At 54.8% G+C, this 19,131-nt stretch carries 19 protein-coding genes; 2 read left to right on the top strand and 17 right to left on the bottom strand.

The genetic code is table 11. The features are described 5' to 3' along the window. Positions 1 to 101 precede the first annotated feature (101 nt). The 16 genes from BMX94_RS10225 to BMX94_RS10150 form a co-directional block, all read right to left on the bottom strand. Complete coding sequence (locus BMX94_RS10225) at positions 102 to 1,538, bottom strand: PTS transporter subunit IIC (protein ID WP_091006252.1); 1,437 nt, start codon at positions 1,536 to 1,538, stop codon at positions 102 to 104. 37 nt (positions 1,539 to 1,575) lie between these two features. Beyond that, positions 1,576 to 1,881, bottom strand: a complete 306-nt coding sequence (locus BMX94_RS10220; RefSeq protein ID WP_032111497.1) for a PTS sugar transporter subunit IIB — start codon at positions 1,879 to 1,881, stop codon at positions 1,576 to 1,578. 42 nt (positions 1,882 to 1,923) lie between these two features. After that, positions 1,924 to 2,385, bottom strand: coding sequence for a PTS sugar transporter subunit IIA (locus BMX94_RS10215; RefSeq protein ID WP_091006249.1), 462 nt, complete (start codon positions 2,383 to 2,385; stop codon positions 1,924 to 1,926). 76 nt (positions 2,386 to 2,461) lie between these two features. Further along, on the bottom strand, positions 2,462 to 2,905 hold the full coding sequence (locus BMX94_RS10210; protein ID WP_091006247.1) for a hypothetical protein: 444 nt from the start codon (positions 2,903 to 2,905) through the stop codon (positions 2,462 to 2,464). Further along, positions 2,902 to 4,989 carry a BglG family transcription antiterminator gene (locus BMX94_RS10205; protein WP_091006244.1) on the bottom strand — a complete coding sequence of 696 codons (2,088 nt, stop codon included), beginning with the start codon at positions 4,987 to 4,989 and terminating at the stop codon, positions 2,902 to 2,904. Before BMX94_RS10205 ends, BMX94_RS10210 begins: the two co-directional genes overlap by 4 nt. Positions 4,990 to 5,642: 653 nt before the next feature. Then, complete coding sequence (locus tag BMX94_RS10200; RefSeq protein ID WP_091006241.1) at positions 5,643 to 6,359, bottom strand: tryptophan synthase subunit alpha; 717 nt, start codon at positions 6,357 to 6,359, stop codon at positions 5,643 to 5,645. A gap of 44 nt (positions 6,360 to 6,403) precedes the next feature. Beyond that, positions 6,404 to 7,519: an iron-containing alcohol dehydrogenase gene (locus BMX94_RS10195; protein WP_286160092.1), complete on the bottom strand. Its 1,116-nt coding sequence runs from the start codon at positions 7,517 to 7,519 to the stop codon at positions 6,404 to 6,406. 105 nt (positions 7,520 to 7,624) lie between these two features. After that, positions 7,625 to 8,422: a BtpA/SgcQ family protein gene (locus BMX94_RS10190; protein ID WP_091006236.1), complete on the bottom strand. Its 798-nt coding sequence runs from the start codon at positions 8,420 to 8,422 to the stop codon at positions 7,625 to 7,627. A 43-nt stretch (positions 8,423 to 8,465) separates the two neighbouring features. After that, the gene (locus tag BMX94_RS10185; protein WP_091006233.1) at positions 8,466 to 9,212 is read right to left on the bottom strand and encodes a nucleoside phosphorylase; all 747 of its coding nucleotides are present in this window, start codon (positions 9,210 to 9,212) and stop codon (positions 8,466 to 8,468) included. Between the two features lies 1 nt (position 9,213). Then, positions 9,214 to 10,131, bottom strand: a complete 918-nt coding sequence (locus BMX94_RS10180) for a carbohydrate kinase family protein (protein WP_286160091.1) — start codon at positions 10,129 to 10,131, stop codon at positions 9,214 to 9,216. Positions 10,132 to 10,178: 47 nt separating this feature from the next. Next, positions 10,179 to 10,766 carry a cysteine hydrolase family protein gene (locus tag BMX94_RS10175; RefSeq protein ID WP_091006227.1) on the bottom strand — a complete coding sequence of 196 codons (588 nt, stop codon included), beginning with the start codon at positions 10,764 to 10,766 and terminating at the stop codon, positions 10,179 to 10,181. Further along, complete coding sequence (locus BMX94_RS10170) at positions 10,759 to 11,673, bottom strand: ABC transporter permease (RefSeq protein ID WP_091006224.1); 915 nt, start codon at positions 11,671 to 11,673, stop codon at positions 10,759 to 10,761. The genes BMX94_RS10175 and BMX94_RS10170 overlap by 8 nt, the downstream gene beginning before the upstream one ends. Positions 11,674 to 11,675: 2 nt before the next feature. Continuing rightward, a complete protein-coding gene (locus BMX94_RS10165; RefSeq protein ID WP_091006222.1) occupies positions 11,676 to 12,794 on the bottom strand; it encodes an ABC transporter permease in 1,119 nt (372 codons plus the stop codon). Next, entirely contained in the window at positions 12,784 to 14,328 is a 1,545-nt protein-coding gene (locus tag BMX94_RS10160; RefSeq protein WP_218138490.1) for an ABC transporter ATP-binding protein, read from the bottom strand. Before BMX94_RS10160 ends, BMX94_RS10165 begins: the two co-directional genes overlap by 11 nt. A gap of 71 nt (positions 14,329 to 14,399) precedes the next feature. Then, a complete protein-coding gene (locus BMX94_RS10155) occupies positions 14,400 to 15,617 on the bottom strand; it encodes a BMP family ABC transporter substrate-binding protein (RefSeq protein WP_091006219.1) in 1,218 nt (405 codons plus the stop codon). Between the two features lie 64 nt (positions 15,618 to 15,681). Next, positions 15,682 to 16,485 carry a GntR family transcriptional regulator gene (locus tag BMX94_RS10150; protein ID WP_218138489.1) on the bottom strand — a complete coding sequence of 268 codons (804 nt, stop codon included), beginning with the start codon at positions 16,483 to 16,485 and terminating at the stop codon, positions 15,682 to 15,684. 383 nt (positions 16,486 to 16,868) lie between these two features. On the opposite strand from BMX94_RS10150, the gene BMX94_RS10660 reads away from it, so the two are divergent. Continuing rightward, positions 16,869 to 17,549: a hypothetical protein gene (locus BMX94_RS10660; RefSeq protein WP_177171418.1), complete on the top strand. Its 681-nt coding sequence runs from the start codon at positions 16,869 to 16,871 to the stop codon at positions 17,547 to 17,549. Positions 17,550 to 17,569: 20 nt separating this feature from the next. After that, positions 17,570 to 18,457 (top strand): IS3 family transposase, encoded by an 888-nt coding sequence (locus tag BMX94_RS10145; protein WP_177171417.1) that lies wholly within the window; start codon positions 17,570 to 17,572, stop codon positions 18,455 to 18,457. Positions 18,458 to 18,895: 438 nt separating this feature from the next. Here BMX94_RS10145 and BMX94_RS10140 read toward each other — a convergent pair. Continuing rightward, positions 18,896 to 19,131, bottom strand: a 236-nt coding sequence (locus BMX94_RS10140; RefSeq protein ID WP_177171326.1) for an ATP-binding protein, incomplete at its 5' end; no start/stop codon positions are given.

The following is a 19,131-nucleotide window of genomic DNA, read 5'->3' as shown; positions in this document are numbered from 1 at the left end:
CAGTCACCCTTCGTTCGGGTGCCTGCAGGGCAGGGGCTTCCCTGCAGGCACCGTTGAATTACACTTGGCAAGTTTCGGTAGTTAGGTGCTATTCTCAGCGGCTATGCAGCGGCCTTCTCGACTTCAGGCTTCTTGCCGGTTGCAAGGAACTCGAGGTAATCCTGGAAGCGAACCTTGTTCTTCTTGAAGAGGACAAAGAAGACAACGTACACTGCCACGGTCAGGGCAATGATCACGGGGTTCATGGTAAGGAAAGCCATGGTAATGAGACCGGCGGTGCAGTTGGACATAATGTAGCCAATGATGAAGGTTCCACCTGCCACTGCCTGGGTTGCCGCCTCGAAACCAACCTCGGCTGCAACCTGGGTGAAAGTTGCTGCCCAATAGGATGCCATAAGGGTCTTGGCACTAAAGACGATGATGGCCATTAGCCATGCCTTCACGATGTTGCCATTGGAAAGGGAGACGGGAACCTCAACCATATAGGGCAGAGAAGGCAGGACCATCAGGGGAATCACGAGGTTGCCAGGAAGGACAAATGCAACGAGCAGGGCGAACGGAATGACCAGCAGGCCTGTAGTGAGAGTAGCCGCCTCGCCATAGCCCAGGGCATCGTTGACCGCCACGATAAACTCGCGGTCCTTTCCATACTTCGTCTTTGCCATGGTCTTCCTGGAGTACTCAGTCAGTGCTCCAAAGCCGGCAGCAAACATTCCGGCGATGCGAGGGAAGATAGCCATAACGGCGGCGCAGGTAACCGCGACGTTGGCGATAGAGCCCCAGCCGGCAAAAGAGTTGAGCTGGGTAAAGTTCCCCACAACGCCAAGGATGAGACCCACAATCAATCCGATGTACATGGGCTCGCCCATGAATCCAATCTTCTTGCGAATGTCTTGGGGGTTCGCCTTAATCTTATCCATGCCCATCTTCGAGAAGAGGATGTTGAGGACAAGGTACATCGGGGCGTCACCGTTGTGGTGAGGAGCTGTCATCGCGCAGCTGGGGTAGTGGTAATACGTCGACCAACGCTTCTGAATGGACTCAGCAATCAGGAGAGTGACCATGTTGATGAAGATCATCAGGAGAAATGCCATCCAGATGTTCTGGGTCAACAGGAAGAACATCGATCCCCAAACGGAGATGGAGTAGTTGTTCCAAAGATCCGACGGCATAAAAATGTCGGTTGCCTTGCAAAGCCAGAATACTATCTGGAAGAGAAGGCCAATCCCAATGAAGGCCATGCCGATTTGGGTCGAGTAGGCGACTGCTGCGACCGCCTGCCAACCGATATCCAGCGCTGGCCTATTGAGACCAGAGTTGTTGACCATCTGCTGGACGACCGGGGTGAGAACTCCGCCAAAGCCCGAAGTAATGAAGGCCATACCCTTAAGGCCAACGCCAACAAGAACTGCAGACTGAAATGCGCGCTTACGTGGTGTCTTGAAAATGCGGCAGATGATGTAAATGATGATTGGCACCGTAATATAGTTGCCAAATGCGTCAAAGAATGCTTTTAGGCCAGCAAAAAACGCATCCATCGAAAGCCTCCTAATTCTGTGGTAGCGAGGTCTCTATCTATTCGGAAAGGTCGAGCTTGCCAACCTCATCCATGAGCTGCTCGATGAACTCGTCCTCGTTGATACCAACGAGGAAACCCGTTGCATTGAGCATGGGTATTCCGGGGTCATCCTCGATAGGGCTCGTGAAGGCAATCAAATCCCAATCGTTAGTCATCATTGCAATGGGCACGCCAGGAGGATTGGTCTCGTCAGAATCAAGCTGATACCCATGCTCCTCAAGGACATCCTGAAGCTTTGCCGCGAGCATTGCCGAGGTGGCGGTGCCCGAGCCACAGACGCACAAAATACGTACTGGTCTCATAGTTCACTCCATTGTTCTGAATTTGATCTCTAGGAAGAATGCTTATGCTTCGTCCAGCTCGTGAAGGAGTGAGACGATTTCCCGCGGACTATCGGAAGTCCTAACGGCACGGAGAAGATCGTCATCCTGGATTACGTGCATCATCGCCCTCAAGAGGTCAATCTGCTTGTTGGGGTCCTTTATCACAAGCGGCATGATGAGACTAACCTGAAGCTTTGTATCAGGCTCCCCCATCATGCTGAACTCGACCGGTTCCTTAGGGACGATGACACCGATAGCCGGTTTTACAACAAGCGTTGGATCCGTGTGGGGAATTGCAATGCACATCGATTTGCCAGGTAAACCGGTGGGAAAGATCTTCTCTCTATCAAGGACCATCTGTGCGTAGCCATCTTTTACGTATCCGAGTTCCCCGAGCCTCGATGCCATGAGGTTGATCGCATCCTCCGAAGTGGTAACCTCTGCGTCAATAAAGACGAGATTCTCATCGAGTAGCTTATTCATTCAACTCACCTCCTCACAGGGATAGCCCGAGACGCCTAGCGACGTCTTTCCAGTTTTCTGATTGTTTGCCCACGGCCTAAAGGACACTCAGGGCCGCAAGTATCGAGAGAAGGGCAACGGCACAGGCGATGATTCTGACAATCCGTCTGGTCTTAACGAGACCCAGGCGAGCGTAGAACTCGTAGTGAGTAAAGACTGTAGGCCACACGAATACCGTAAGGCAGATGCCTAGGAGTGGAGCATATGACCACCAAGTATGGACATCCATACCAATGAAGAAGAGATTGACCACGAGCAGAACGAAAAGTACGAGATAGTAGGGGGTACGAACCTTGTTATCCTTATTAATGAATGCCTTTGCCTTCTCGTACTCCACTTGGCTGCAGCATGCCAGCAATGGAGACCCACCAGGATTAAGGATGAACTCGGGACTGGCGTCACTTGAGCCGCACCAAAAGCACCTCGTTCCCTCGGGAAGGCCGTGGCGTCCATTGTAAACGAGCTTTCTCTTCGCGCTCATCGCTTACCTCCCCCATTCAATCCGACGGCACCGCTTTCTTCGAGCTCGGCAACATGATCTGGAACAGACAGCCACTCATACAACGCATAGAGCGTTCCCCAGTGTGAGTACCTATTAATTGTCGCGATACAGATAACGACACGTGCAATTTCTCCGTCTGGAAACCTAACTCCGTCCGGAGAAACTACCGCCTGGGCAGCAACATGAGCGCCCTCGTCTCCATACATAGGACATCTGACAACGACAACATCATTCTCAGGCCGATAGTAGAGAAGCCTGCGCGACCGAATGATGTTCTCCATCCGTTCAACGAGTCTGCTCGAATTTGCACCGTTTTGCAGCACCAACGCCCCGGCAATAACCGCTTCCTTCCAGGTTGACCCTTCTGGAACCACAACCGTGTCAGAGAGGACGCAAGAACTCTGACTTTGAATCACCGGAGGTCCCATTAGCCCTCGGTCCCTCTCGTCGAAATACCGAAAGAGCTCGAAATGCAGCTTATCGGACTCGAGAATCGTTGCGTCGTGTTCGGGGAGACTATTACTTACAATTTTGATGATTCCGTCGATGAGGGTGGCATAGCGAGAAATGATTCTATTCCTCCTCAGCACACCATATATCTGCTGACGATTATCGTCCGTAAGAAACGGGGTAATGCTGACGATGTTCTCGCCTGAAATCTCAGGAGGGAGCTGAACGAGCGTAAGGACTAGCGCATAGCTGTCTAGAGTCCAACGCTTGAGTTTCTCTGGCTCTTCATAGTCGAAGTCAAACTGGATACCCACGGCATCTACTAACTGTTCTTTTACCAGTGTTGCCGTGGACATATTTGAGGCGCCAATTACCAGAACCTTGGTTGCACTCGTGTCGCCCTGCTCAAGCATCTTATTATCAAGATCAGAGGATAGGTACACCGTCAAGTATGCAAGCTCATCATCAGAGAGTTGGCCCATCCCCGAGAGCGTTGCAGCTCTGCGGGTGAACTCATAGGTCATCGGATACATCTTCTGGATGTCGTTTGTAAGGGGGTTGTGGGCAGAGATGCCATACTTCTGACGATAGTAAAGAGGGCGAATGTGGTGAGTTAGTTGTTCGTGGACGTAACCTTTGTTCACGAAGGTAAGGCACCCGACTCGCTCAAAGTTTGCAATGAGACGCTCGGTCAGGTTTGAAATGTAATGATCTTCTTCGCTGTGAGCCATGAAATCAGCTGTCTTGATTCCCAGCAATAGTGAGGTGATATAGAGAACTTCTTCAGGGGGGAGCATTAATCCAACCCTCTTTAGCTTCTCTACACTCATCTGTACCGAGCGGAAGGAAGCTGTCCCCATCAGAGTCAACTGCTCCTCGCGCCCCATCTCAACCCAATGACCAGCTAGCCCTCGCAACCAGGAAACCTGGATCATCATCCCCTCGAGACCAGCGGAATCAAGGAAACAACGTGTTTGCAGGTCCGACTCGTACTGTTTGATGAGACTACGACAAAGCTCGTAATAATCTATGTCGTTGTTAGTCGCCTTTGTGAGCGTTACCTGTAGATGACGTTTGACATCAGCCGCCCTCCCAGAAGCTGCCAGCTCCTGGAGCTTAAGCCAGATGTACTTTCTCAGCGTTATCTCGTCGCCCTTGACAGAGTATCCGCCAGTAGGAGAACTATCGAGCTCAAGGCCTCGCGGGCAGAGTTCTGTCCGAAGCTCGCGAATGTCGGCAATTGTCGTGTTTCTACTCACGCCAAAGTAATCCATAAGAGAGGCAATGGTAACTGGGTCAATGGACAACACAATCAGAACCGCCGTCAGTGCCCTTCTCTCGTCGAGAGAGAAATGGGTGGACGAGCGTTCACCAAAGAACCGCCCCAGCTGGGTCCAAGAGACGCCGTCTGCACTTATCACTTGATTTACAACAGAGATATGCCCGAGCCCTTCACTCGAGAGCCATTGATGAATCTTCTCGATGTCGTAATACACACTACGCCGAGAAATCTTGTACTTGGACATCATGTCAGCAACGAGAATTCCATCGACAGCCTTGGAGAGATCATGAAGCTCGTTACGCTGGCGCCCATTTAGGTTTGCACGAACCACAATCCCCTCCTTTGTCTTATGCCATCTCTGGTCTCTATTTTCACGCCTTGCGAGATTCGCGAGAATTACCAATATGAGGAAAACTGACACATGAGTCACATGCAAACGACTGTACTCAAAGTTGCATGCACTTAGTTAAGAGGGATGGATAGCACCATCTACCTTGCCTTTATTTAAACCATCTCCCTATAACCACAGGGCAGTTTCACCACGGCACAAATATATATTGTTTAATTAAAAAAGAGAGATTAGTTCGAACTCGATATTAATGAACCATTTAAGGTGAAAAACCCACCGTTCAATAGAGCGTTACAGAGAGCCAGGCCGCCTGGGAATCGTATCGGCATTTGCATGGTGCAAAAATACCATCCGCGCAATAAATGACGTGCAAGAAATTGAACCATACGAAACACCATTCAGGAGAAGTCACGCGGCCCAAGCCACCACGGCCGGGACACCTTCTCTACTCGGTCGAAATGATGCCGCAGGCGACGAAGATCCAGAGGCGCAGACCAGACAGTATAGCCGCTACACCCGACGGGCAAAACAGAGAAGTCTCTCTGCCAGTTCGTACAACGCGGCCCCTGCTGTCTCGGACAGGGGCCGCTTCGTGTTTGGCTCACTAGATTGTGCTGCGACAACTAATCGGCTGCTCAGCACTTCTCTTTGAACTCACGGATCTTCTCAATAAGCGCGGGGATGTTGTCGTGAAGTTTAAGGATGGTTGACCCGACGAAGATTCCGTCGCCGCCAGCCTCCTTCACCATCTGCGCGTCTTCCGGAGTGTGCACTCCAACTCCACAATAAATCGGATTCTTCAAGCCCCGCTCGCGCAAGTAGTCAATGCAAGACATTAGCGTCGGATGCTGGGGGGTTGCCTGTCCAGGTGCAGGAACGGCTTGCATGTAAGTAAATCCGTTCGACTCCAGCGCCTGGCGGACTTCCTCTTCCGGAAGGTTGAACTGCACGTAGCAGCTGATTTTGAGACCTGATCCGATAAGCTCGTCCTTAACCGCGTCCCCATCAGGTCCAACCAAGATGATGTCTTCAAATCCATTCTCTTTGCAAAAGGCGACAAATCGAGAGACGCCAATTTCGAGAACCGTATTCTCGTAGGTCATGATGATGAACTTGGTATCCGGAAGCAGCTTGCGAGCTTTTGCCATGCCCTCCATGTACCTATCGTAGTTTGTCTCATTCTTGAGGGCGGCAGCCATCCTGCCAGCAATGAAGTCCCCCTCCAGGAAGGGATTGCGACTGGGGAAATCCATCTCAATCATGTCGCAGCCTGCATCGACGTAAGTCTTTGCCATCTCGATGCTGCTCTCGATGGTCGGGTACCCATTTGAGAGATAGAGAATGAGCTTCATTTAGTATTCCTCCTCCATGGTGGACGCAACTCCCATTCGGGCCTTCACGCACCGTAGTAAGCCTTCTTGAGAAGGTCAGCGAATTCTGGAACTGTTGGAATAACGGGGTTCGTCTTTGTGCATCCGTCGTGAAGCGAGGTTTCCGCCATCTCCTGCAGGCTGCTTAGGTAAGCCGCCTCGTCAATGCCCGCATCCTTTACCGTGTTGGGAATGCCAAGCTGCGTGTTGAGGTCGCGCACGAGCTGCGCCAAATCTGTTGCACCCATTTTGCTCGCAAGGTCTGCGTAGCGCTTCCTGGCCCACTCATCCCTACTGTTCCACTCGATGGTGTAGGGAAGAAGAATCGCGCAGATGCGCCCGTGCGCAATCGGGAAGAACCCCCCGATGGTCTGGGCCATCGAGTGATCAATCCCGAGCGAGACGTTCGTGAAAGCGAGGCCTGCGGTCATTGACGCATCGCACATCACCTCGCGCGCCTGCATGTTGTCACCATCTGCGTATGCCTTGGGAAGCCACTTAACAATGTCGACTGCGGCCGCCGTGGCAAGTATGTCAGCAACATAATTTGCCCTGTTGGAGACAAGAGCCTCGACGGCATGGGTAAGCGCATCCATTCCGGTTTCGGCGGTAACGTGTTGCGGCATGCTTTTTGTTACATCAGGATCGCAGATCGCGATATCTGGCATCATCTCCATGTCCCCAAGCCCATGTTTGCGACCCTTCTCATCATCTGTGATGACGACGGAGCGCGAAACCTCAGATGCAGTACCAGACGTAGTGGGAATGCACATAAAGCGCGCTTTCGAACGGAGCTTTGGCAGCGGCTTGGTATGCAGAATCTGGTCAAGATCCTTGAGCTCTGGGTGCTCGTACATCACCCACATGGTCTTGGCGGCATCCATGACAGACCCTCCGCCCAGGGCGCAAATCATGTCGGGCTTCTGCTCGAGCATGCTTTGTGCGCCACGGCAAACGGTAGAGAAATGGGGGTCAGGCTCCACCCCCCTAAACACGAAGGTCTCAGCACCTCCATCGTGAAAGTACTCTTCGACCTTCTCCAGAGAGCCATTGCGCTCGACCGCATGGCCACCAATAACGATAAATGCCTTCTTGCAACGCACAGACGTCTTTATGTACTCGAGGCATCCCCTGCCGAACATCAACTCACTACCCGCGAGCTTCATAGGCCTCATCATAGTTGTCAAACCGCCTTTCTTTCCAACGAGATTTCGTTGGAGTGGACGTACCGATAATTGAACCGTTGTTTATCTGCCGAGAGGAGCGAGGAGCTTTCTCACGAGCTCGTAATCAACGGTATTGGTCGTAAGGCCGCCCTTCTTGAATGTGGACCCCACAATTGCTCCATCGGCAATCCTGAATTGCTCGGCAATGTCGGCCGGGTTGATACCCGACCCCGCCATTACCGGAATGTCAACAACGTTCTTAACTCGCTGAATCATGTCGATTGGCGTTTCTTCGCCCGTAGTCGTACCCGTAACAACGATTGCGTCAGCACCGGCAGCAACGGCATTCTTCGCGCTCTCCTCAATGGGAACCTGCGACAGGAGCATGTTGCTATGCTTCACCTGGATGTCGCAAAGCAGCATAACGTTCTCGGCATTGAGGCGTTTGCGCAGATCGATCACTTTGTAAGCGCACGGAGAAACAACGCCGCACCAGTTCACAACCGTATCGACAAACGCCGGCACGCGAACAAAGTCGCAGTCGTTCGCGACGGCAATGCCAAGGCTGGCCTCACAATCGTTGAACGAGGCATCCACGCCAACGGGAATGCCAACTTCCTTTTTCACAAGCGCCGTGGCTGCAGAGAGAGCCGCAACTTGGGTCTTCGAGATAAACTCAGTAAACGGATTGTCGTTAGTGTTCTCAACCATCACTGCGTCAACGCCACCGCGCTCGAGCGTTCTCGCATCTTCGACGGCCCGTTCCATTACCTTGTCGATGTCGCCCTGATAAGAAGGCGACCCTGGGAGCGGAAGGCAATGCACCATGCCGATTACAAATCCCCCGCGCACCTTGATGACATCACCGATGTTCTCCATCTCTCTCTTCCTTTCCTCCAGAGCCCTCTACCGAAGGGCCATATCAAGCTTCTGCAAATCGCGCAAGTCCTTCGAGGGTTACCCGGCAGAGCAAGTCCTCTGCCGATGTCCTTTCCTCCCCCTTGAGACTGTCTTTAAGATTTTCCAAGACAGTGGCGACAGTAACGACGCAAGCCTTTACACCCATGAGTCTCGCAACCGTGAGAATGCAGCTTGACTCCATATCAATCGCGCAGACATGAAGCTTCTTCATCTCATTAAAGGTCGAGGAGATGTCCCTCCCCTGTTCCTTGGACAGACGCGAGTCGTGCATTTGGGTGTAGAAGCCATCCATGCTGCAAGTTATCCCGTTAAGGTACCTGCGACCATGGTCCGCGACCGTCTCATTCATTGCATTGACAAGCTCGATGTCAGCGACGGCGGGATAACCGCGCTCGACGTAGGTGGCACTCGTGCCATCGCGTCTTACTACAGCTGCCGGGATGATGAAATGGCCCAGCATGTCATCCAGGAGCGACATGGAGGTTCCCATCCTAACGGCAACCTTCATTCCCGCTTCGTACATTTCCTCCAATGCGATTGCCGCGGATGGCGCACCGATTCCCGTAGAGCTCACCGTAATTGGGACACCCTGATAGCTTCCCGTATACGTATTAAACTCCCTGTTAAACGCAACGTGAGTCAGATTGTCCAAGTAACGCTTCAGAACCTCAACGCGCCACGGGTCGCCCGAAAAGATAACGTAGGGCGCAACCGTCGTCTTCTCCGCTTTCAGATAGAGCGTCTCCATGCTAGTCACGCATCCTTCCTATTACCTCGCGACTCTCCTCAAGTCTCTTGAGGAGCTCGGCTTCGTTGGGAACGGAACTGCAGCAGCCGTATTGCTCGAGAACAAAGGAAGAGAGCGTTGCGCCGAGTCTGCAGCACTCCGCAAGGTCCTTCCCCCGCACCCAGCCATACAAGAAACCGCTCATATAGGCATCCCCACCGCCCGTAGCATCCACGACATTGGGACACGGAACGACACCCACCGAGCCGCGTTCGACGCTGCCATCCGGCAAGCGATGGGACCACGCGGATCCCTTCGAGCCGTACGTCGTAACGACCGCATGGACTTCATCGGAGAGAATGTCCTCCATGGTCTCGAGGCCGAACATCCTCTCGATGCAGCGGCGCTCCGATTCGTTTGTAAAAACAATCGTCGAATGGCAGAGAAGCTTCTTGAGAAACTCCCTTGGAAACGCCGTCTCATCGGCTTTCATCCCAAATGCGATGGGAATCCCGTGCGACCTGCACTTCTCAAAGAACTCCTCGTTATCCCGCTGCGACGCCACCGTAATGACCCCAAGCCCAACGCCTTCAAATAATTCATCGGGCAGGGGTGCAAAGAACTCAGGGGCCATTGGACCGGGATAGTAGCAGGTAATGTGCTGCCCGTCCACGTCCTGGATAAGGTAGCTGGCCGAGGTGGCCTCACCAGGAATTACGGTAATCGCATCCGTGCCCACACCGGCATCCTCGAGGAAAGAGCGAAATCCATTCTCTTCCCAGTCATCCCCAACCCTCAGAATCGGCTTCGCAGGAATACCGAGTTTGCTGAGCGCATATGCAATGTTTACCGAGCAACCGCCGTAATATGTTTTCGTACAGGTGCTGTTGGTGATGATGGACGTATACCCCACACGAGCCGGAGTCGAGATCTCAATCATATGATCCATGCTCACGTACCCAGACGTCAATACGACTCCCCCGCCCATCAAAGCGCCCCCTCCCTAACTCGAGCAAACAGCTCATCCATCCCAATAACTTCGCCTAGGTACTTACGAATGTCCTCAAGATGTACCTGGTTGACGACGTCAGAGTCCGTTGCCACGCACTCGCGGATCACGATAGGTCTGTAGTCGAGGTAGAACGCATCGGTAACTGTTGCGCGGATGCAGCAGTTCGTCTTTGTTCCCACGACAATAACGTTTCGGACATTGTTTTCCCGAAGGACAAGGTCGAGGTCCGTACCAAAGAAGCCTGAGTATCTCCGCTTTTTGATGACATAGTCCCTGGCGAGGTCCACTTTCAGCATCGGGTCTATTTCGTCTCCCCATGAGCCTTCAATGCAATTTGGTCTCATCGAAGAGGCCTTCTCATCAACCTTGCCAACCCTGTTGAAGTGCTTAAGGAAGACGATAAGAATCCCCGCATCTCTGCAGACATCGATAACCTTCTTCACCTTTGGGAGGATCTCGCGGTTCTGGGGATAAAAGACCAGCCCGTTGGGATCCGTAAAGTCTCGCAGCATGTCGACAACGAGAAGGGCACTCCCAGTTTTTTGCTCTTTGGACCTATCCATTTGCGAACCCCCTCGTGCGTACGTTGCGCCGCTTGGAAATCTGCACAACAAGGAGCACGACAACCATCACGACATACGGGATCACGTCAAAGAGCCCCGCCGCGGGCCCCGCATAGATGGCGAGGTTAATCGAGAGAGAACGGGCAAAGCCGAAGAGAATTGCATACAGCGAGGACTTAAGGGGGTCTCCTCGACCACAGTAGATTGCGGCAATCGCGACAAATCCCCTGCCTGCGGTCATGCCGTTTGTGTAGAGGCCTAGACGTTCTGTCGAGAGGTTGATTCCTGCAAGGCCGCAGGTCAGGGCGCCAATGAGAATAGCGACTATCTTGTAGAAGTTCGTCTTGAGGCCGAGCGACTTTGCAGCGTCCTCATTCTCGCCAACCACCCGAACGTACGTGCCAAACTTCGTCCGATAGGAGAGCATCCACATTAGCCAAATGCCAATAAAGGCGACGTACGTGAGGATAGGATGCCCGGAAACGATTGGCCCCAGGATGGGAATCGCATCGATGCCGGGAATGGTAACCTGCAGGTCAGATACGTTCAGGTTTGACAGCGAGATGTTTGCAACGTTCATCCTCACCATGACAAATCCCGCAATTGCAGTCACGAGGAGGTTGAGGGCAACACCAATGATGATTACGTTTCCCTTTAGCGTGACGCCCATCACTGAGAAGGCGACGCCAAATATTAGGGCCGCGAAAACACCCGCAAGAAGTCCCAAAACGAGGCTGTTTGTGAAATATACAGTTAGAGTAGAGGCAAACGCACCAATTCCCATCATTCCTTCGAGAGCAATGTTAAGAACATTGGCCTGATAGGCAAACACTCCTCCAATGACGCACAGGATGATGGGGGCGGCATGGTAAACGGTGTCGTAAAGAATGCTTGCAAGCAAATCCATCTCTATGCCTCCTCAGCGCTATCGTTAGAAGCCACATCGGCAGACGCCTGAATTCCCGAGCGCCTACGCGAGATATGTCTCCGCGCACGGTCCCTGAGCCCAAAGCGCTCATCAAGAAGCTTCACGGCAAGGAAAAGGATGATGAGGCCCTGGATTACCGTGACAATCTCCTTGGGAACAGATGAGTAGAGGTTGATGTTGTCTGCACCGGTCTTGAGGGCAGCATAGAAAATAGCGGCGATAAGGATTCCAACGGGAGAGTGATTACCCAGCAAGGCGATGAGCATGCCGTCCCACCCGAGGCCGGGGTCGCCAGAGAACGAAAGGGTGTAGTGATACTGGTCAGACAGCATGTATCCGGCTCCCGCGAGCCCGGCAAGAGCGCCGGAAATAAGCATGAGCACGATGATCTTGCGGCGAACCCTCATTCCCATAGCGTCAGCAAACTCGACGTTCTTTCCCATTGCAGTTATTTCAAAGCCGAGCTTCGAGCGATTCATGACAAAGAACATAACAACAAAAGCCGCAAGTGAAATAAAGAAGAACGGCGTGAGCTTCGCACTGGTAATACGCTGGAACATTGCGCCATCATTGATGGTGGGCGTGCAGACATATCCTGCGCCTTGGTCGCGGAATACCCCCGTGGAGAGAAACTCGAGAACTTTCGCCAGAGCATAGTTGAGCATGAGGGTTACAACCATCTCGTCAACATGGAAGTAGGCCTTGAGCAGGGCGGGCACTACCACGTAGAGCATGCCGCAAGCTATGCCAACGAGAAGGCACGCGAACTTGAGCACGGTAGGGTCGAGTGTCGCGGGGAGATATGCTCCAACAATACCGGCGAAGAAGCCACCCAGGAGCACGGAGCCCTCAACGCCCATGTTGTAGATGCCCGCTTTGAAGTTCACGGCTATTGCTAGACCCGTAAGGATAAGCGGCGCAGCATAATGCAGGGTCGTCAGGAAACCCTTTGGGGTTAGAAGGGACTTGCTAATGAGAATCCAGTATGTCTCGGCAGGGTTTTCCCCAATGGATACAATTACGATACCGCCCACGACAAACGCCAGAAGGACGGGGATGAGCGAGTTGAGTATGCGTATACCTACAGTTCTAGCCTTCAACTTTCCCGCCTTCCCTCTGCTTAATGCCCGCCATGAGCAGGCCGAGCTCCGTGCTCGTCGTATCCCTAGGGGAAACCTCGCCAGTGATCTGCCCCTTACACATGACGATGATCCGGTCTGAGAGGCCAAGAATCTCCGTCAGTTCGCTTGAAATGAGAAGGACCGAATTGCCATTGTTGCGAAAGCGAAGTATTTCCTCGTGAATAGACTCGGTAGCCCCAATGTCAACGCCCCTGGTCGGCTGGCATGCGATAAGAAACTTAGGAGAAGACTCAAGCTCTCGTGCAATGATTACTTTCTGTGCATTGCCTCCGGATAGAGCGCCAACCGGCCCATCGACATCGCCAACGCGAATGTCATATTTTGCAAGCAGGGCATCCCTTCTCGCCAATATAGCCTTGCGGTTTAGGAAGCCATGTCCGCACACGGCGGGGTCACCGTGATGGCCAGCGATACAATTATCGGCAACGCTCATTGCTGAGCAGAGCCCATCCTCGAAGCGGTCTTCCGGAATAATCGCTATTCCCTCAGAGCGAAGCGAATCAGGCCACTGGTTCGTAATGTCTCTGCCATCGAGCGTGACACTGCCTGAAGTAGTGGTCATAAGACCCGTTAGTACTTTTACGAGTTCCGTCTGACCGTTGCCCTCAACGCCTGCAATTCCGAGTACTTCTCCTTCATGCACTTCGAAAGATACGTCATGGAGCACCTCTTTACCGTACTCGTTAATAGTAGAGAGGCCCTTTACCGAAAAGCAGACGTTCTGCGATGGTGATGTTGTCACGTCATTATGAACAGTGAGTACCACCTCACGGCCGACCATCATCTGGGCGAGCTGCTCCTGCGAGGTGTCCTTGGTTGCTATGGAGCCAACTACCTTACCGTGCTTGATGACGGTGACCGAATCGGAGAGCTCCATGACCTCACGTAGCTTGTGGGTGATGACGATTATTGTCTTGCCCTGTCTTTGCAACTCTCGAAGGTTATCGAAGAGCTTATCCACCTCCTGGGGCGTCAGCACGGCAGTGGGTTCATCCATGATGAGCACATCCACGTTTCTGTAGAGCATCTTGAGAATCTCGACGCACTGTCTAGAGCCAACCGAGATATCTTCGACCTTTGCACAGGCATCAAGGTCGAATTTGTACTTCGCTATGAGATCTGAGACGACCCTGATTTCCTCCTGCGTGTCAATGAGGCAGGTCCCCTTCCGCAGGATCTCTGTGCCCAGCAACACGTTCTCGTAGACCGATAGGCTTGGCACGAGCTTGAAGTGCTGGTGGACCATCCCAAGCCCATGGGAGATGGCATCCGCCGGTGACTTGAAGTGCGTCTCCTTGCCCCGGAGCAATATCTTTCCGCTGGTAGGCTGCAGCATGCCGTAGAGCATATTCATGAGGGTGGACTTACCCGCGCCATTTTCCCCCACGATACACTTGATTTCATTTTCCTTTACGGCAAGGTCGATGTGGTCATTGGCGACAAAGTCTCCGAACATCTTTGTCAGGCCAACTGTCTCGATAACGTTTCCCACGAGCGCACCACCAATCTAGGAATAGCGTGTGGGGCGGACGCCGAGTTGGAGTGCCGCCCCACAGCGCGCCTCTACTTGATGTTCACGTTCGGGCACGTAGAAGGATCAAAGGTTTCGCCGTTCTGCGCGTTGACAACCTTTATCTCGCTGCCAACCTTTCCCTTCAGGTCCTCAATCTCTGCCCAAATCTCTTCCCACTTTGCCTTGCCTTCGTCAGTGGTGATTGCCTTCTGGATCTCTGTGCAATCGGTGAGTCCCGTTGCGCCGGAAGACAGCGAGTAATCCTGCAGGTTATCCATGGAGGAAATCGATCCGTCATCGAGAGCGTCGCAGATGGTCTGGACAGGAACGTTCGTATTCTTGAGCACGGAAGTTAGGACGTAGCCGGGCTGCTGGTCATCCTTGTTGCCATCAACCTGGATTGCCAGCTTGCCAACCTCCTTGGCCTTGGAGGTGATACCGTCGCCTACGCTGCCGGCGCAGCCAAACACAACGTTTGCCCCGTTGCCGTAGTATGTTCCAGCAACGGTGGCGCCACCGGCAGAGTCAGTGAAGCCAGCGTCATACTTGGCGTAGTAGTCGTACGTAACGCCGAGCTTCTCCGCCTCGTAGTTGATTCCCGTGATGTAGCCATAGGAGAAGACTACGATGCCGGCGGAGTTGGTGCCACCAATAAACCCGCAGGCACGAGCCGTGCTGGGATTGGTAAAACTGTAATCTCCACCCTTGAACAGGGTCTCGGCGTTCTCGTTCACGAGAACGGAGAGCGCGCCAGCTAGGAAGGAGGACTCGTTGAGGTCGTAGAGGACTGCGATGACGTTCTTGTGCTTCACCGAGCCGTCATCGTTCTTGTTCGGGTTGTCATTGAAGATGACCCATTCGGTGTCAGGATACTGGCTCGCGAGCGGCTCGGCACCGCCGACACCGTTAATCAACGCCTCGAAATCATACGCCATGTTGAAGACGATGTCGTAGCCATCCTCACCGAGCGACTCGAGGGCATCGGGGACACCATTCGTTGGCTCGACAATCTTGACTTCCCAGCCCTTGTCCTCGCCAACCTTCTGGGCACCCTCAACGGCCGCTTGGTTGTATCCGTTGTCGTTCTTGCCAGCGTCGTCGCAAAGGACCGCAATGCGCTTCTTCTTATTTTCGTCACCAGAGCTGCTGGAGCCCGAATCCGAAGTGCTCGAGTTACCACAGGCGGCAAGGCCCAAAATGGTAGCCACCGCAGCTGAGGTACCGAAGAACGAACGACGCGACATCTTCTTGTTCATGAAGTCTTGCATGGCCTTCTCCTCTTCCTCGTGCAACTACAACTTGCTGAACCCCCTACGAACAACCTTCAACTCGTTACAGACTCCTCCTATCCCCTTCTCCTCCATCCATTACCTGGTTGATATAGAACTTGAATTTGTCACTTCTATAGCAGCATTTAAAGTATTCGATGGGGCATTCCCGGCCATGAATCTTTCCTCTGGTGACGCACTCGAAGTGTAGAATCGGGGTTCCAGTGCTCACTTCTAGGTAGCGCGCAATCTCTCCCTCTGCCAGAATCGCCTCTATCGTTCTTGTCGCTGTAGTAATCTGGCAGCCGTACTGGGAAGCGAGCACGGAGTAGAGAGACTCGCACGAGAAGTCGTGGGTATCGATCCCTGGAAATAGCTTGTACGGAAGATACGTAATCGTGTGGTTTAAGGGATCGTCATCTGCAAAGTAGATTCGCTCGAGCCTAAACACTCGCTCGTTGTCGCCAAGCTCCAGGAGGCGTCGACGCCGCTGATCGGCAATTTCAGTCGATGCGGATATTACGTGCCTTCTCGGGGTCATTCCGAGGTTAATGACATCCTGAGTGCAGCTGGTTATCGAAATCAGGTTCTGCTGAATCTTATCCGACTTGACGTATGTTCCCTTGCCTTGGATTCTGTAGAGGTAGTTCTCACCTACAAGCTCATCAACTGCTCGCCGTACCGTTATCCTGCTGACTCCAAACATCTCCGTCAGCTCACGCTCGGAAGGAATCAGCTCGTTTTCCTTGTACTCCTCTTTCTCAATTTTCCTGATAATTGCGCGCTTAACGATGTAGTACTTGGGGGCCATGGACTGGTCAGCTGCCCGTAGGCGCATATCAAGTGGCAATTCAATAGACTGTGTCACCGACGACCCCCTAACATCATGTTGTCATATCCAGTTAAAAATTCTATCGACGCCTTCGAACCGGAATGGTGTTTGCACCGCGACGAGTCAGCTTTGCTCCGTGAGCGGTAATACCAGTTAATCTACCTGCATAAATGCTGATAACTCGGAACAGCTTTCCCGTTGCTTGCTTTATAGTTTTAAGCTCGTTCGATTGCGAGTCCCTTTCATGGCAATGGCCGAAAGTAAAGTAGCGATGAAGTACGTGCTACAAGAGAGATTTCCTTTGGTTTCCGTCGTCATGGCTCCGAATTCAGCGACCAAATGTATTCAGTCAAGTAAAAGTCGACAGTTGGGACTGCGGTGGTGATCCTGGACCAAGAAAAGGTTGCACGGAGGACCGCATGCACGGCACAGAGCAGCGCAAGCTGGCAGTCGAGACCTGCATCAAGTTCGACCTGGGCGCGGCGGACACCGTTGCCGAGCCCGGCTGCCCGACGAGGCATTCGCTCAGGGCCTGGCATAAGGACTGTCTGGAGCATGGGGAGGTCAGGCCCCCGAAGCGGCAGCGGGAGCCCAAGCTCGCCCTGGGGATGAGGCAGGCTGCCGTGGACCACTGCCCCGCGCACGGGAAGGGCCTCGCCAGGACCATGCGCAGGACGGGCCATCCCGCCAGCAGGGAGCGCCTCTGCGGTCGGACCGGCGGGCTCGCCCCCGGCCAGCGCAAGCACAGGGGCCCCAACCCAAGGCGAGAACCCGTCTCCGTCGAGAGGAAGGTGCAGGTCATCGCCGAGCTGGAGGCGAGGACGGGGCCCGCCGCGGAGGTCGCCGAGAGGCACGGCGTGTCGCGGACGGCGCCCTACGCCTGGCGAAGGGAGACGATGGGCGACGATGCCGGGGACGCCGAAGGGAAGGGCGCTCCCGCGAGCAGGGGATGCGACGGCCTGCCAGACGACGCCGAGGCGCTGCGGGACATGCTGCGAGGGGCGAAGACGCGGCTCGGGAAGGTGCAGCTCGAGCTCGACGTGCGCCAGGCGACCCTCGAGACAGCAAAAAAGACCCGGGCGCCGAACCGGGCCTGCTGACGAGCGAGGAGAAGGCGGCGATGGCGGAGGCGCCGGGGGCTGAATGCAGGCTCTGCGAGGCCCTGCCCGTGGTGGGCATGGCCAAGAGCAGCTGCGAATGCGCCAGGAAGGCCCGGGCCAAGGGTGAGGCCGAGGAGCGCGCCGCAGCCAGGAAGGCGGTCATCGAGGCGTCCGGGGCCAGCGGCGGAACCTACGGCTGCAGGCGCGTGTACGCCCAGGCCAGCGCCGATGCGGGGGGGGACGGCGCGGCGATCGGCGAGCGGGCCGTGCGCGGCATCATGGCGCAGCGGCGCCTGGTCGCCCGCGCCACCAGGAGGAAGCGCCGCCACAGCCCCTACGGGGGCGAGATCTCCGAGGCGCCCGAGAACCTGCTGCGCGACGAGCGGGGCAAGCACCGCTTCCATGCCGACGAGCCCAGCGGGCCGTGGGTCACCGACGCGGCCGGGTTCCGCATCCCCGCCGGCAGGGCGTGCCTCTCGCCCATCGTGGACTGCTCCGGCGGCATGCCGCCGAGCTGGCCGATCTCCACGTCGCCCGACGCCGGGATGGCCAACCCGTCGCCGCCCGGCACGTGCAAGCGGCTCGGCGGGGGCGGCCATCCCAAGATCCGCTCGGACCGCGGCTGCCATTGCCGCTGGCCTGGATGGATAAAGATCTGCAAGGAGAATGGCCTGGCCAGGTCGATGCCGGGGAAGGGATGCGGCCCCGACAGCGCGAGGTGCGAGGGCTTCTTCGGAAGGTTGAAGATGGAGTTCTTCCACGGCCGCGACTGGTCCGGGGTCACGGTCGAGGAGTTCATGGGCATGCTCGACGCGTACCTGAGGTGGTACAGGGACGTCAGGATCAAGAGCGTCCTGGATTACAAGAGCCCCATGCGGTATCGCAGGGATTTGGGCCTAGCAGCATAGGATGGTTTTGGTCCAGGATTCCCACCGCAGTCCCAACCCCGCAAATAAGACGCTATCAAACACACGTGGATCCTCACCGGCGTCTGCTCCAGCGTGAACTCGAGCCTGAGGAGGGTCATCGGCGACGCCTCGCCTATGGCCCTCGCGAGGGTGGCGCTGCCAGGCTCGCTCCTCGAGGGCCTCGGCCTCGCGCTCGTCCCGCCGGATGAGGTCGAGACGAGACCGAAGCTCGTCGGACGGCCCGGGCGAGAGCGCGACGACACCAGACGCTGACAAGTAAACCACACACGGGCGGCACGCGCGGGCGGGGACAAGGGCCAGCAGGGGGATGCACTAGGTCTGGCATAGGCCGGTGTGTTTCGTCAAGAGAATTTGAGCAAAAAGAGCATCGGATATTGAGCAGCCTGAGCATCGGAGGCGCGCACGCTTTTTGAGCGGCTAGCTCTCCTGCATGAGGGCATGGCGGACGCGGTAGGACTCGCCGCGGAACTGGATGAGCCTCCCGTGGTGGACGATGCGGTCGATCACGGCGGCGGCCATCTGGTCGTCCCCGAACACCGACCCCCACCTGCTGAACTCCAGGTTCGTGGTGATTACCACCGACTGCCTCTCGTATGCGTCGGCGAAGACCTGGAAGAGCAGCCTCGCCCCGTCCGCGTCGAGCGGGAGAAACC

Origin of the sequence: Olsenella sp. KH3B4 (genome assembly GCA_900111695.1) — a bacterium.
Taxonomy (GTDB): Bacteria; Actinomycetota; Coriobacteriia; order Coriobacteriales; family Atopobiaceae; genus Tractidigestivibacter.
The sequence above is the reverse complement of the archived record's forward strand: the minus strand, read 5'-3'. Positions and strand labels throughout refer to the sequence as shown.

Coding starts and splice junctions, on each gene's coding strand:
- BMX94_RS10175 (WP_091006227.1), bottom strand. CDS start 10,766: ATGGATAGGTCCAAAGAGCAAAAAACTGGGAGTGCCCTTCTCGTTGTC.
- BMX94_RS10190 (WP_091006236.1), bottom strand. CDS start 8,422: ATGGAGAACATCGGTGATGTCATCAAGGTGCGCGGGGGATTTGTAATC.
- BMX94_RS10220 (WP_032111497.1), bottom strand. CDS start 1,881: ATGAGACCAGTACGTATTTTGTGCGTCTGTGGCTCGGGCACCGCCACC.
- BMX94_RS10145 (WP_177171417.1), top strand. CDS start 17,570: ATGGCGGAGGCGCCGGGGGCTGAATGCAGGCTCTGCGAGGCCCTGCCC.
- BMX94_RS10660 (WP_177171418.1), top strand. CDS start 16,869: ATGCACGGCACAGAGCAGCGCAAGCTGGCAGTCGAGACCTGCATCAAG.
- BMX94_RS10170 (WP_091006224.1), bottom strand. CDS start 11,673: ATGGATTTGCTTGCAAGCATTCTTTACGACACCGTTTACCATGCCGCC.
- BMX94_RS10200 (WP_091006241.1), bottom strand. CDS start 6,359: ATGAAGCTCATTCTCTATCTCTCAAATGGGTACCCGACCATCGAGAGC.
- BMX94_RS10215 (WP_091006249.1), bottom strand. CDS start 2,385: ATGAATAAGCTACTCGATGAGAATCTCGTCTTTATTGACGCAGAGGTT.
- BMX94_RS10225 (WP_091006252.1), bottom strand. CDS start 1,538: ATGGATGCGTTTTTTGCTGGCCTAAAAGCATTCTTTGACGCATTTGGC.
- BMX94_RS10180 (WP_286160091.1), bottom strand. CDS start 10,131: ATGATTGAGATCTCGACTCCGGCTCGTGTGGGGTATACGTCCATCATC.
- BMX94_RS10195 (WP_286160092.1), bottom strand. CDS start 7,519: ATGTTCGGCAGGGGATGCCTCGAGTACATAAAGACGTCTGTGCGTTGC.
- BMX94_RS10185 (WP_091006233.1), bottom strand. CDS start 9,212: ATGGAGACGCTCTATCTGAAAGCGGAGAAGACGACGGTTGCGCCCTAC.
- BMX94_RS10210 (WP_091006247.1), bottom strand. CDS start 2,905: ATGAGCGCGAAGAGAAAGCTCGTTTACAATGGACGCCACGGCCTTCCC.
- BMX94_RS10155 (WP_091006219.1), bottom strand. CDS start 15,617: ATGCAAGACTTCATGAACAAGAAGATGTCGCGTCGTTCGTTCTTCGGT.